This window comes from Paraburkholderia megapolitana (assembly GCF_007556815.1).
In the GTDB taxonomy this organism is placed as follows: domain Bacteria; phylum Pseudomonadota; class Gammaproteobacteria; order Burkholderiales; family Burkholderiaceae; genus Paraburkholderia; species Paraburkholderia megapolitana.
On the sequence record NZ_CP041745.1, the window covers coordinates 1,186,848 to 1,199,509 of the forward strand.

Consider the following 12,662-nt stretch of genomic DNA (forward strand, 5'->3'; position numbering starts at 1 on the left):
CGGCGGCTTTTCGCGCGGTGTGGCGGAATTTTACAGCATGCGAAAGCGCGCGGTCGAATTTGCGGAACATCGGCCGGGGGCGCGCGTCCAAGGCGAGCAGCGCACGCAGGTCAGCGGAGGCCAGGCCCTGCCGATGTGGTCAAATAGCGAGCTTCGGCCACGCTCGCAGCGCCGAATTAACCATTCATATCAACCACGGCCTGGGAGGTCCTGTTTGGCGGGGTGTCCGATCGAACCGTCGTACGTGCGCCGCCCTGGCTGGGGGCCCGGTCACGGCAGCCCGCGGCAGCGCGGAGCGGCGCGCCATGCGCCGTGGCCGTTGCGCGCGTGGTTGGCGGGATGCCTGCTGGTCCTCGCATTCATGTTTGCCGCCAGCGACGCACACGCGGCGCGCGCCGCCTACAAGGTCGACATCGAGACCTCGCCGCGCTCGCTGCGCAAGCTGCTCGAAGCGCATCTGGACATCGCACGGTTTGCGAAGCGCGATGACATCAGCGACGACCAGTTCCAGTTTCTCGTCACCGCGACGCCGCAGCAGGTGCGCGATCTCACCGCGACGCAGGGCTATTTCTCGCCGGTAGTACGGACGGACGTACGCACGGTCGACGGCAAGAAAAGCGTGAAGATCAGCGTCGATCCCGGCCCGCGCACGACGGTTTCGGCGATCACACTGACGTTTCGCGGCGCCGTGCTGACCGAAGACCCGAGTCAGGAAAACGCCACCCGTTTCGCCTTTTCGCTGCGCGAAGGCGACCCGTTCTCGCAGTCCGGCTGGGACGATGCGAAGAGCGCGTCGCTGAGGGCGCTGCAGGCACGCCGCTACCTGGGGGCGAAAATCGCGCAGTCGGAGGCACGTATCGATCCGCGCACGCACCGCGCAACGCTCAGCGTCCTGTACGACAGCGGCCCGACGTTCACGATGGGCAAGCTCGACGTATCGGGCACGCGGCGCTATCCGGAGAAGATCGTCGATAACGTGAATCCGGTGTCGGTCGGCGAGATCTACGATGTACAGCGCATCAACGAACTGCAGCGCCAGTTGCAGGGCACGCCGTACTACGCGAGCGTTGCCATCGACGTCGACAACGACCCCACGAAACCCGCCGATACGCCGATCCACGTGAAGGTCAGCGAGTATCCGTACAACAGCGTGCGCGGCGGCGTCGGTTATTCGACCGATACCGGTCCGCATGTGCAGGGTTCCTATTCGTACCTCGACACGTTCGGCCATGCGTATCCGTTCTCGATCCAGGGGCGCGTCGACCGCATCCAGCGCTACGGCCAGATCCAGCTGTCGATGCCGCCCGGCGAGCGCGCGTGGACCAACAGCGTGCTCGCGTCGTACACCAGCACCGACGTGTCGGACACGACGATCTATAGCGCGCGTGTCGGTGTGCAGCGAACCCGCACGTCGCAGAACATCGACTATTCCTACTCGATCCTCTACTACCAGGACCGGCTCGAGCAGAACAACGGTAACCCGACCACGAGCCACGCGCTCGTACCGTCATGGTCGTGGACGCGCCGCAATACCGACGACCCGCTGTTCCCGCGCTCCGGCAACCTGATTCACGCGGAAGCGGGGTTTGCGGTGAAGGGTGCGGCAACCGAACAGAGCTTCGTCCGCGGCTATGCGCGTGGCCAGCAATACCTGCCGATCGGCAAGACCGACCTCGTGGTGCTGCGCGCGGAACTCGGCGGCGTGTTCACGGGCGGCAGTTCGTCGGGCGTGCCGGCGTCGCTGCTGTTTCGCGCGGGCGGTTCGAACTCGGTGCGTGGGTACAGCTTCCAGAGCATCGGTGACGAGGTCGACGGCTCGACGCTGCCGACCAAATATCTGATGACGGGCAGCGTCGAATACCAGCACTGGTTCAGCCACGACTGGGGCGCCGCGACGTTCTTCGATATCGGCACCGCCACCGATACATGGGCCGAAAAGGTCTTCTTTTCCGGTGTCGGTGTGGGCGCGCGCTGGCGCAGCCCGGTCGGACCGGTAAACATCGACGTTGCCTACGGCATTCGCAACCGCAGCGTGCGGCCTTATCTGACGCTCGGGATTGCCTTCTGATGACTTCCTCCACTGCATCGCCCATTCGCCTGTATCGAGCATGACCACGGATTCCTCCGCACTCCCGCCACAGCCCGCACCGGACGACGCCTCGCCCGACGGCGCTGGCACGCCGCCGCCGTCCGGGCGTCCGCGCGGCCGGCGTCTGTGGAAGGTGCTGGCGTGGACCGTTGGTGTACTGGTGTTGCTCGCGGCGCTCGCGGTCGGTCTGGTGTACGGCGCGCTCGCAACCGAGCGCGGTACCGGCTACGTCTGGCGCGCGGCGGTGAGACTGCTGGGCGGCCAGTTGTCCGGCACGCTCGACGGCGGGGCGCTCGCCACCGGCGTGCGCTTGCGCCATGTCGAATGGCGCGGCGCCGACGGCACCGACATCAAGGTCGACAGTGTGGCGGGCAAGTGGGCGCTCACGCGAGCGCCGTGGCGTTACTCGATCGACTACCTGCACATCGGCACCATCGACGCGCGGCTCGTGCCGTCGACATCGTCGTCTTCGGAGCCGACGAAGTTGCCGCAGGACCTGCAACTGCCGATGCAGCTCGAGGTGCGCGACCTGCGCGTCGAGCGCTTGTTGCTGCACGAAGGCACATCGACGACCGAGTTCTCCCGGCTGTTGTTTCATGGGCGTAGCGACGGCCGGCATCACGAGGCGGCGGTGGAGCGGCTCGACACGCCGTTCGGCGCGCTGACAGCGCATGCGAAGCTCGACGGTGTGCGGCCGTTTCCGCTAACCGGTGAGATCGGTTATGCGGGCAAGGTTAACGAGGAAGCGGTCGAGGTGCGCGGCAACCTGACTGGATCGCTGGAAACGCTCGTCGCCGAACTCGATGCGAGCGGGATGAAGCTCACGGGGCACGCGCATGTGGAGGCGACGCCGTTCGCCGCGGTACCGTTGCAACGCGCGACGCTGACGTTCGATCATGTGAATCCGCAGGCATTTGCGCCGGGGGCGCCGCAGGCGGATCTCGCGGTGCGGGCTGAGTTGCAGCCGGCGAGTGGGGAAGCGGTTGTTGCTTCGGCGGCGGTGGCAAGCACGGCAAGCACGGCAAGCACGGCAAGCACGGCAAGCACGGCAAGCACGGCAAGCACGGCAAGCACGGCAAGCACGGCAAGCACGGCAAGCGGCCCGGCTGTCGCCCAGAAAGCGCTGACCGCTGCGGCGGCAAACAACACCGCCCCCGCTTTCGCCGTAGCCGGCACCGTCTCGATCGTCAACGCGAAGCCCGGCGCGATCGACCAGCATCTGCTGCCCCTCATCGATGCGCATGCCGACATTCGCCTCGATGCTGCAAGCCAGCGCCTGTCGAACCTGAACGTACGGCTCGTGAAGAACGCGACCATCACCGGTGGCGGTGCGCTGAAGGGCAAGTACGGCCAGTTCGATCTGAAGGTGGCCAACCTCGATCTGAACGCGCTCGAAGCGAGCGTGCGCGCGACGCAGTTGAGCGGCCCGGTCGGCATCCGCCTGAACGACGACGTGCAGAGCATCACGCTCGATCTCGCCGACCCGAAGGCCGCACTTCGCGCGCAAGGCAAGATAACGTTCGACCCCGCGCGGATGAGCTTCAACGACGTGAAGGTCAGCGCGGGCAAGGGCCGTATCGATCTGTCCGGCGCGATCAAGCACGACGCGAATTCGACCTACAACCTGAAGGCTGCGCTAACCGATTTCGATCCGTTCGCGCTGACCGTACAGACACCGGCGCGTGCCGCACCGGCCGTTGCGCGATCAGGCGCGAAATCGGGCGCGGAATCCGCGGCAAAACCCGCGGCAAAGAGCGCTGCCAACTCCGCCACCAACTCCGCAAAACGCAGCGCAGCTCCAGCACAGACGGGCAAGATCGAAGCACGCGTCACCGGCACGCTGAACGCAGCGGGCGTACTCGCCCCGGGCTTCACGACGAAGGCCGATTTCAAGCTCGGCGACAGCGTCTACGACGGCCTGCCGCTGACCGGCGGTGGCACGATCCAACTCGCCGGCACGCGACTGTTGCCGAGCCGCGCGAACCTGTCGGTGGCGGGCAACCAGGTGGATCTGCAGGGCAGCTTCGGCGCGCCCGGTGACCGGCTGCGCTTTCGCATCGACGCGCCGCAACTCGAACGGCTCGGCTTCGGCCTCGCGGGTGTCGTGGCCGCGAACGGCGATCTGACAGGTTCGTTTGCGCATCCGAACGTCGTGCTCGACTACAACGCGGACAGTGTCGCGTTCGGCACGACCCGGCTCGGTCATGCGCAGGGCCATGCCGAGCTGCGCGATGGCGCAAACGGCGCGCTCGTCTTCACCACCGACGCGCGCAATCTCAGCGCGGCCGGTGTCGATCTCGCGACGCTGACCGCGCGCCTCGGCGGCACTCGCGCGAATCACACGCTCGAAGCCGCCGCGTCCGGCAAGGTGGAAGGCCGCACCGTCGAATTGACACTCGGCGCGAACGGCCACCTGACCGAAGCACGCGACGGCACGCGCTGGGACGGCACGGTCACGCGCCTGCAGAATCGCGGCACGCCGGCGGTGAATCTCGAAACGCCGCTCACGGTGAGTGCCGGTGCCGGACGGGTGACGTTGGGCGCGACGCGGCTCACGCTCGAAGGTGCGGTGCTCGATCTGAAATCGTTCGCACTCGATCACGGACGCATCCGCTCGGCGGGCACGTTGACAGACGTGTCGCTCGCGCGCTTGCTGGCACTGCGCGAAGAGATCACCGGCGATGCGTCGCCGGTGAAGACCGACCTCGTATTCGACGGCGACTGGGACTTTGCGCTTGGCGACACGGCGAGCGGCCACGTCCAGTTGAAGCGCCGCGGTGGCGATGTGACGGTCGAGGTGGGCCGCGGCATTGCATCGCTGGGCATTACCGATATCGCTGCGCGTGCCGACTTCAGCGGCGGCAATCGCGTCAATGCAACGGTGCATGCGCAGGCGAGCCGGCTCGGCGTCATCGATGCCGACGCGCACACGGCGCTGGCGCTACGCGATGGCGCACTGACCGTCGACGACGACGCGCCGCTCACCGGCAAGGTCGACGCAGACTTGCCGTCGCTGAAGACGACGGGCGGACTGTTCGGGCCCAGCTATCTGCTCGATGGCCACCTGGCCTTGAAGCTCGCGCTCGGCGGGACGGTGGCGAAACCGAACCTGTCGGGCTCGCTGACCGGCGATGGGTTGTCGGCAACACTCGTCGACCAGGGCGTACAACTGAAGGGCGGCGTGGTCCGCATCGCGCTGTCAGAAAATCTCGTCGATTTCCAGCAGGTCGAATTCCATGGCGCGAGCGGTACGCTGCGCGCGACCGGTCGCGTGCGGCTCGACGGCGCGGAACCCGATCTCACCGCGAGCATCGTTGCCGACAAGCTCGAACTGTTCGCGGCGCCGGACCGCGAGTTGTCGCTGTCTGGTAGCGCGAGCGTTGCGAATGCGGGACCGCAGGGCGGCATGGCGATCAACGGCAAATTTAACGTCGACCACGCGCTCTTCGATCTGCCCGAAGAAGCCTCGCCGAGTCTCGGCGACGATGTCGTGATCGTGCGGGCGGATGGCACGGTGCGCGGCGAGAAGAAGCCCGATGCGGTGGCCGCCACCGACAAGCCCGTCGGCCGTTTTGCGCCGCGCGCGAACATCGACCTCGATCTCGGCAACAACTTCCGCTTCCGCGGCCAGGGCGCGGATCTCGGCCTGCGCGGCACGATCACCGCGATGAGCGCGCCGAACCAGCCGCTGCGCGCGGTCGGCAATGTGCGTGTGACGGAAGGTTCGACCTACACGGCGTTCGGTCGCAAGCTGGCGATCGAGAACGGTTTCTTCACGTTCAACGGACCGGTGTCGAATCCCGGCATCAACATTCTCGCGATGCGCCGCAACCAGCAGGTCGAAGCCGGCGTGCAGGTGACCGGCACGGTCCAGGCGCCGAACGCGAAGCTCGTGTCGGAGCCGAACGTGCCCGACAACGAAAAGCTCTCATGGCTGCTGTTCGGTCACGGCACCGACCAGGGCAACAACCTCGGCCAGCAGAGCACGATGACGACCGCGCTTGCGCTGCTCGGCAGTGTGAGCGGCAAGCGGATCGCGCAGACGTTCGGGCTCGACGAGGTGACGGTGGGGCGCAGCGAAGTCGGATTGACGGACCCGCAGGTCGTGATGGTGTCGAAGGCGATCAGCGAATGGCTCGTGCTCGGCTACGAACAGGGCCTGCAGTCGGCGGCGAATGCGATCAAGGCAACCGTCAACCTGACGCGCTTCTGGTCGATCGCCGCATATGGCGGGACGTTCCAGGGTATCGACCTGCTGTACACGCGGCGTTTCGATCGATTTCACTGGTAGTGTCGTTGCAGCCATGAAAAAAAGCGGCGGGCTTTTTTAGAGCCCGCCGCTTTTTTACCGCTTTGATCTACGCGACTTACTTCACCCGCATGCCCGGCTTCGCACCGCTGTTGGGTTCGAGCAGGTAAAGACCCGGTTCGGCCTTTTCATCGGTCGCGGAAGCCGCGAGCACCATGCCTTCCGACAGACCGAATTTCATCTTTCGCGGCGCGAGGTTCGCGACCATCACGGTCAGCTTGCCGATCAGTTGCTCCGGCTGATACGCGGACTTGATGCCCGAAAACACGTTACGCGTCTTCTCTTCGCCGACGTCGAGCGTCAGTTGCAGCAACTTGTCCGATCCTTCAACCGCGCGGCAATCGACGATCTTCGCAATGCGCAGATCGATCTTCGCGAAGTCATCGATCGAGATGACGTCGGGCGTGTCCGTTGCGGCCTGAGCGGCGGTCTTGGCAGACGCAGCGGCTTTTGCCGACGCTTTCGCGCCGGACGCAGCAGCAGGTTCCGCAGCGGTGGCCGTACCCGTCGCTTGCAGCGATTCGCGGTTTGCAGCAAGCAGCGCATCGATCTGTTTCGGATCGACGCGCGTCATCAGATGCTGATATGCGTTGATCGGACGCTGCGATGTGAGCGGCGTATTCGCGTCGGCCCACACCTGCGGTGCGATATCGAGGAACGCTTCAACCGATTGCGCGAGCTTCGGCAGCACCGGCTTCAGCGCGAGCGACAGCAGACGGAACGCCTCGATGCTGACGCTGCAGGTTTCATGCAGCGCGACCGCGTTTGCCGGGTCCTTCGCCTGATCCCACGGCTTGGCGGTATCCACGTATCCATTGACGCTGTCGGCGAGTTCCATCGTCGTACGCAGCGCGCGGCCGTAGTCGCGTGCTTCGTAATGCGCGGCGATCTGCGGAATCGCTGCGCGCAGCGTGTCGAGCAGCGGATGACGCATCGCGCTGTCCTGGATGCGCCCGTCGAAACGCTTGATCAGGAAGCCCGCCGCGCGGCTCGCGATGTTCACGTACTTGCCGACGAGATCGCTGTTCACGCGCGCCTGGAAGTCGCCGAGATTCAGGTCGATGTCTTCCATCGTGCTGTTCAGCTTCGCGGCGTAGTAGTAGCGCAGCCACTCCGGATTCAGGCCCGTGTCGATATAGCTCTTCGCGGTGATGAACGTGCCGCGCGACTTCGACATTTTCGTGCCGTCCACCGTCAGGAAGCCGTGCGCGAACACGTTGGTCGGCGTGCGATGGCCCGAGAACTCGAGCATGGCCGGCCAGAACAGCGTGTGGAAGTACAGGATGTCCTTGCCGATGAAGTGATACTGCTCGGTGGTCGAGTCCTTGCGCACCCATGCGTCGAAATCGATGCCGCGCTGCTCGCACAGGTTCTTGAAGCTTGCGTAGTAGCCGACCGGCGCGTCGAGCCACACGTAGAAGTATTTGCCGGGCGCGCCGGGAATCTCGAAGCCGAAGTACGGCGCATCGCGCGAGATGTCCCAGTCGGCGAGCTTCGCGTCGCCCGCATCGCCGAGCCATTCGCGCATCTTGTTGGTGGCTTCCTGTTGCGCCAGACCGCCGACCCAGCCGCGCAGGAAATTCTCGCAGCGCGGATCGGACAGGCGGAAGAAGTAGTGCGTCGAGACCTTGCGGATCGGCGTCGCGCCCGAGACGACCGAATACGGATTGATCAGGTCGGTCGGTTGATAGGTCGAACCGCAGACCTCGCAGCTATCGCCGTACTGATCCTTCGCGCCGCACTTCGGGCACTCGCCCTTGATGAAGCGATCCGGCAGGAACATTTCCTTGACCGGGTCGTACGCCTGTTCGATGTCGCGCGCCTCGATCAGGCCGGCGGCCTGCAACGAGGTGTAGATCGACTCCGACAGCACACGGTTCTCTTCCGAATGGGTCGTGTAGTAATTGTCGTATTGCACGCCGAAGCTGGCGAAATCGCGCGTGTGTTCCTGCCACACGCGGTCGATCAGTTGCTTCGGCGTGATGCCTTCCCGCTCTGCGCTCAGCATGATCGGCGTGCCGTGCGTATCGTCGGCGCCGACGTAGTAGACCTCGTGTCCATGCATGCGCAACGTCCGGACCCAGATATCCGTCTGGATATGCTCGACCATATGGCCGATGTGAATCTGCCCGTTCGCGTACGGCAACGCGGAGGTGACAAGGATCTGGCGGGGCTTTGACGGCGCGTCGACGGCGCTGGGGCCGGTGGCGGGGGCTGACATGGATATTCCGGGGGCTTGGCGGGGGACGAAACAGCGATTCTAGCAGGGCGGCCGCACAACGCGGGTGGGGCTCGCCGGGTCCGGGCGCGCGTTATGGTTGGTAGAGATTACGACGACACCGCGGGCCGAAAGCACGCGGTAGCACTACGCACGGTATGCGCGATGTGACAAAACGGCGACTTGGCGCGAGGAATCGGGAAACACCGGCGGGGAAGTGCAGCGGGAGAAGCGACCGGAAAGACCGGAGACCAGCAAAAACGACAGGCAAAAAAAACCGGGGCGATTCGGCCCCGGAGCAACAACGACAAGAGGAGAATGGTGACGCGGCGGCATCGCCAGCCACGTACCGTAAATACAGACACGGCTAAATCGCAAGAGTTCGAAAAATTTTTCGTTTCGTCCGCGGCGATTTTTCTGCGCTTGTTACTGCACTCGTTACGGGCCCGATCAGCCGGGCCCACAACCATCATTCCCCTCTTTCGACCAGTTGCTGGCGCACGTTACTGCGCGTGCTGTGCCGTGGCACGCAGATAGACTTCGACGCGACGATTTTGCGCGCGACCCGCTTCCGTGTTGTTATCGGCAATCGGATTGGACGCACCGCGGCCATCTGCCGACAGACGCCCCCCCGCGACGCCGCGCTGCACGAGGTAGGTCGTGACGCTTGTCGCGCGATTCACCGACAGTGTCTGGTTATAGGCCGCCTGACCCGTGCTGTCCGTATAGCCGATCACCTGGGCGATCACTTCAGGATTCTGGTTGAGCGTCTGTGCGACCTGATCGAGCACCGGCGCGAAGCTCGGCTTGATCGTGTACTGGTTGGTGTCGAAGGTGACCGAGCTCGGGATGTTCAGCTTGAGCGAGCCGTCCGGCTGCTCGGTGATCTGCGTGCCGGTACCGGCGGTGGCGCCGGTCAGCTTGTTGTGGATGGCCTGCCAGTTGTAGCCGGTGATACCGCCGGCCGCCGCGCCTACGCCTGCGCCGATCGCCGCGCCCTTGCCGCCGCCAATCAGCGCACCGATGCCGGCGCCGAGACCGGCGCCCACACCGGTACCGACCGCGGTGTTGGTGCCCTGCGGAGTGGCACAGCCGGCAAGCAGCGCGCCGACGAGGGTGAGTACCGACATGCGAGTCATGATTTTTGCATTCATTTTTGATTCCTCTCTTGAGTAAGACGGCTCGACGACGACAGAAGCCGGACCGTCGACACACCACGCAACAGGGTCTTCCGGCAGCAGCACGCGGCAGCCACTACAATGACGGCTTGAGCCTGCAGCGGCAAAGCCTCGAGGCACCCGGGCAGGGCCCTATAGCTTGCTGCTGGCGAAGGGTGCCTGGCAAGCCTGTTTTGCGCAATGGCGACTAACAATTTCTTTCAATTTCCGGCGGCTGGCGGAAGCTTCGATTCCCCCGCGCCGCAAGCGTTCCCACGGAGTTTCAATGAGTATCGATCGGGCATTGGTCGACGCCGCCCTCGCGGCCGTCGCCGACCCCAACACTGGCCGTCCGTTTGCGGCGGCAAAAAATTTCCGCAATGTGGCAATCGATGGTTCGACGGTCGGTGTCGACCTCGTGCTCGGCTATCCGGCAAAACGCCAGTTTGAAGCGCTGAATGCGCTCGTCACCGAGGCACTGCGTGCCGTGCCGGGTGTCGCTGAAGCCCGTGTGACGGTGTCGCAGCAAATCGCGGCGCATACCGTGCAGCGCGGCGTGAAACTGCTGCCGAACGTGAAAAACATCGTAGCGGTTGCGTCGGGCAAGGGCGGTGTCGGCAAGAGCACGACCGCCGTGAACCTCGCACTCGCGCTGGCGAGTGAAGGCGCGTCGGTCGGCATACTCGATGCAGACATCTACGGCCCGTCGCTGCCGATGATGCTCGGCATAGAAGGTCGCCCCGAATCGCCCGACGGCAAATCGATGATTCCGCTCGTCGGCCACGGCATGCAGGCCAATTCGATCGGCTTTCTGATCGAGCAGGACAATCCGATGGTCTGGCGCGGTCCGATGGCCACGTCCGCGCTCGAACAGTTGCTGCGGCAGACGAACTGGCAGGATCTCGACTACCTGATCGTCGACATGCCGCCCGGCACCGGCGATATCCAGCTCACGCTGTCGCAGCGCGTGCCCGTCACCGGTGCGGTGATTGTGACGACGCCGCAGGACATCGCGTTACTCGACGCAAAGAAAGGTCTGAAGATGTTCGAGAAGGTCGGGATTCCGATTCTCGGCATCGTCGAGAACATGAGCACGCATATCTGCTCGAACTGCGGTCATGAGGAGCATGTTTTCGGCGCCGGCGGCGGCGACCGGATGGCGCGCGAATACGGCGTGGAACTGCTCGGCAGCCTGCCGCTCGATATCGCGATCCGAGAGCAGACCGACTCGGGCCGGCCCACCGTCGCAGCCGACCCGGACGGCCGCATCGCCGGGGTTTATGGGGCGATCGCGCGCAAGGTTGCGATCCACATTGCCGAGCGCGCGCGCGACATGACCTCGAAGTTTCCGAACATCGTGATCCAGAACACCTGAGCGCGCCTTCGGCACGGTCGTCGAAGGCGTCAATCCGGGCCGTCGCTCGCGGTATCATGTGGGCTTCGTCAGGTCCGGCAGACTGGCCGCAGGGGCGGCCGGCGGCCGACAAGAGGATTGCATGAGAAAACGAATCGACGGGCGCGCGACACATACGTTCATCGTGATGGCCGCGAGCGGGTTGCTACTGTGCGGTTGCTCGACTTTCCTGCGGCCGCAGGAAAAGCGCGCGGATGCCCAGTTGCTGCCGACCGTGGGGAGCATGGCGCGCGGCACGGTGACCTTTATCGAGCGTTCGGATGGCGTGCAGGTTACCTACAATCTGTCCGGCCTGCCCGCGAACTCCGACCACGCGCTGCAGGTACACGAGCGCGGCGACTGCAACTCAGTGGATGGTTCGGCGGCCGGCCCGGTGTTTTCGCCCGCAGCCGAGCGCCTGAAGGCGGGCGCCCGGGTCGAGGGCGATCTCGGCAACATCCACGCGGATGCGAACGGCGTCGCGGCCGGCTTCATCGTCGCGCCGGACGTGTCGCTCGACGGCATCCGCTCGGTGCTGCAGCGTTCCGTGCTGGTCCATCGCGATGCGGGCGATCCTTACGCGTACCCGCAGCACAGCGCGGGTCCTGCGCTCGCGTGCGGCGCCATCCGCCAGTGAGCGCGGTCGATGTGCCGCGTGGTCCGAGTGGTCCACGTAGCGCGCCCAGCCGGTGCGCCGGCCCGATGAGCAGCAGCTTTCTCCCGATCGCGTAAAATAACCGCCTTTCGTCCGGCAACCCGCGCCCCACGGGCGCGTCAGCCGGTCCCCACGTCACCGTAGCGATCCGGCACAACCCGCCGGTAGCGACCAACCAGCGTTCAACTCGACTCTATGGCAATCAAATCCGACAAGTGGATCCGGCGCATGGCCGAAGAGCACAAGATGATCGAGCCGTTTGTTCGCGATCAGGTGCGCGTGTCCGAGGATGGCCGCAAGATTGTCAGCTACGGCACCTCGAGCTACGGCTACGACATCCGCTGTGCGGACGAATTCAAGATCTTCACGAACATCAATTCCACGATCGTCGACCCGAAGAACTTCGACGAGAAGTCGTTTGTCGACTTCAAGGGCGACGTCTGCATCATCCCGCCGAACTCGTTCGCGCTCGCCCGCACGGTCGAATATTTCCGTATTCCGCGCAGCGTGCTGACGGTCTGCCTCGGCAAATCGACCTATGCGCGTTGCGGCATCATCGTCAACGTGACGCCGTTCGAGCCGGAATGGGAAGGCTATGTCACGCTCGAATTCTCGAATACGACACCTTTGCCTGCCAAAATCTACGCGAACGAAGGCGTCGCGCAGGTGCTGTTCTTTGAAAGCGACGAAATTTGTGAGGTGTCGTACGCGGATCGCGGCGGCAAATATCAAGGTCAACGTGGCGTGACGTTGCCTAAAACGTGACGCGCGAGCGCATTGACTCACCGGATTGCCGGGTGACCGCTGCGCAACACAAGCAGCGGTCGTTCTTTTTGGAGAA

At 64.7% G+C, this 12,662-nt stretch carries 7 protein-coding genes; 5 read left to right on the forward strand and 2 right to left on the reverse strand.

Going from position 1 to position 12,662, the window contains the following annotated elements:
• The first annotated feature begins 361 nt into the window (after positions 1-361).
• Together FNZ07_RS18750 and FNZ07_RS18755 are read left to right on the forward strand one after the other, a co-directional pair.
• Complete coding sequence (locus FNZ07_RS18750) at positions 362-2,068, forward strand: autotransporter assembly complex protein TamA (protein ID WP_091010944.1); 1,707 nt, start codon at positions 362-364, stop codon at positions 2,066-2,068.
• A 40-nt stretch (positions 2,069-2,108) separates the two neighbouring features.
• The gene (locus FNZ07_RS18755) at positions 2,109-6,380 is read left to right on the forward strand and encodes a translocation/assembly module TamB domain-containing protein (RefSeq protein ID WP_091010847.1); all 4,272 of its coding nucleotides are present in this window, start codon (positions 2,109-2,111) and stop codon (positions 6,378-6,380) included.
• A gap of 76 nt (positions 6,381-6,456) precedes the next feature.
• Here the strand turns inward: FNZ07_RS18755 and metG are convergent, their stop codons facing one another.
• Positions 6,457-8,619: a methionine--tRNA ligase gene (metG, locus tag FNZ07_RS18760; RefSeq protein WP_091010848.1), complete on the reverse strand. Its 2,163-nt coding sequence runs from the start codon at positions 8,617-8,619 to the stop codon at positions 6,457-6,459.
• A 500-nt stretch (positions 8,620-9,119) separates the two neighbouring features.
• Positions 9,120-9,770 (reverse strand): OmpA family protein, encoded by a 651-nt coding sequence (locus FNZ07_RS18770; RefSeq protein WP_091010849.1) that lies wholly within the window; start codon positions 9,768-9,770, stop codon positions 9,120-9,122.
• Between the two features lie 289 nt (positions 9,771-10,059).
• On the opposite strand from FNZ07_RS18770, the gene apbC reads away from it, so the two are divergent.
• The 3 genes from apbC to dcd all read left to right on the forward strand — a co-directional run bounded on the left by apbC (position 10,060) and on the right by dcd (position 12,586).
• On the forward strand, positions 10,060-11,148 hold the full coding sequence (apbC, locus tag FNZ07_RS18775; RefSeq protein ID WP_091010850.1) for an iron-sulfur cluster carrier protein ApbC: 1,089 nt from the start codon (positions 10,060-10,062) through the stop codon (positions 11,146-11,148).
• A 121-nt stretch (positions 11,149-11,269) separates the two neighbouring features.
• Positions 11,270-11,803, forward strand: coding sequence for a superoxide dismutase family protein (locus FNZ07_RS18780; protein WP_091010851.1), 534 nt, complete (start codon positions 11,270-11,272; stop codon positions 11,801-11,803).
• 213 nt (positions 11,804-12,016) lie between these two features.
• Complete coding sequence (gene dcd / locus FNZ07_RS18785) at positions 12,017-12,586, forward strand: dCTP deaminase (protein WP_091010852.1); 570 nt, start codon at positions 12,017-12,019, stop codon at positions 12,584-12,586.
• The last annotated feature ends 76 nt before the right edge of the window (positions 12,587-12,662 follow it).

Bases quoted from the DNA above. Each gene is read 5' to 3' on its own strand.
- metG (WP_091010848.1), bottom strand. From the start codon at position 8,619: ATGTCAGCCCCCGCCACCGGCCCCAGCGCCGTCGACGCGCCGTCAAAG.
- FNZ07_RS18750 (WP_091010944.1), top strand. From the start codon at position 362: ATGTTTGCCGCCAGCGACGCACACGCGGCGCGCGCCGCCTACAAGGTC.
- FNZ07_RS18755 (WP_091010847.1), top strand. From the start codon at position 2,109: ATGACCACGGATTCCTCCGCACTCCCGCCACAGCCCGCACCGGACGAC.
- FNZ07_RS18780 (WP_091010851.1), top strand. From the start codon at position 11,270: ATGAGAAAACGAATCGACGGGCGCGCGACACATACGTTCATCGTGATG.
- apbC (WP_091010850.1), top strand. From the start codon at position 10,060: ATGAGTATCGATCGGGCATTGGTCGACGCCGCCCTCGCGGCCGTCGCC.
- dcd (WP_091010852.1), top strand. From the start codon at position 12,017: ATGGCAATCAAATCCGACAAGTGGATCCGGCGCATGGCCGAAGAGCAC.
- FNZ07_RS18770 (WP_091010849.1), bottom strand. From the start codon at position 9,770: ATGAATGCAAAAATCATGACTCGCATGTCGGTACTCACCCTCGTCGGC.